We start from the raw sequence: 764 nt of genomic DNA, 5'->3' as shown, positions 1-764 counted from the left end.
AATACAAACCTATTGCCGCGAAACGTCGCAGCCAGTGCCGGAGTCCGTTGGTCAAGTGGTGCGCTGTGTATTGGAAAGCCTAGCGATGCGTTATCGTCAGGCGCTTACTCAAATGGAAGAGTTGACTGGACAATCATTTGGCGGCTTGCATATGGTCGGCGGTGGAATCCAGAATAAGCTGCTGTGTCAGCTTACCGCTAATGCAATAGGGCGTCCGGTATGGGCAGGTCCCGTTGAAGCTAGTGCGATTGGGAATATGCTCATGCAGTTAGTCGCCTTAGAAGAGTGCACCGATTTGCAAGCAGCTCGGCAGCTAACAGCAGCATCGTTTCCTATCGAAACTTATATTCCTTCGCAGACAAATGATTGGGTTGCCGCTTATGCGACGTTCGAGCAGTTAGCGGTTAAGAAGTAACTGCAGAAGCTTTGGAAAATTGGATCGATGTTCACTGAATGGATGAAAGGGTGAGATATAAATGTTAATGGGTATTTCGAAACTTATTTCTCCTGAATTACTTAAAGTGTTAAGCGAGATGGGTCATAGCGATGAAATTGTATTGGCTGACGGGAACTTTCCAGCTGCTAGCCATGCTCAGCGGCTGATTCGTTGTGATGGTCATAACGTGCCGGAACTACTTGATGCAATATTGCGGCTTTTTCCTCTTGATCAATATGTGGAGAAGCCAGTTTCATTAATGCAGGTTGCTTCTGGCGATACGGTAGAAACGCCAATCTGGGATAAATATCGTACTATCGTTCAGGAG

Annotated in this window: 2 protein-coding genes; both read left to right on the top strand. The window is 46.9% G+C overall.

Annotated features, from left to right (window positions below):
• Nucleotides 1–415, top strand: a 415-nt coding sequence (locus tag AC1DWN_RS34665) for an FGGY-family carbohydrate kinase (protein WP_477563334.1), incomplete at its 5' end; no start/stop codon positions are given.
• A 61-nt stretch (nt 416–476) separates the two neighbouring features.
• The coding region (locus AC1DWN_RS34660; RefSeq protein ID WP_477563333.1) for an RbsD/FucU family protein at nt 477–764 on the top strand (288 nt) is incomplete at its 3' end.

This window comes from Paenibacillus sp. P4_A7, assembly GCF_056402455.1.
The sequence above is the reverse complement of the archived record's forward strand: the minus strand, read 5'-3'. Positions and strand labels throughout refer to the sequence as shown.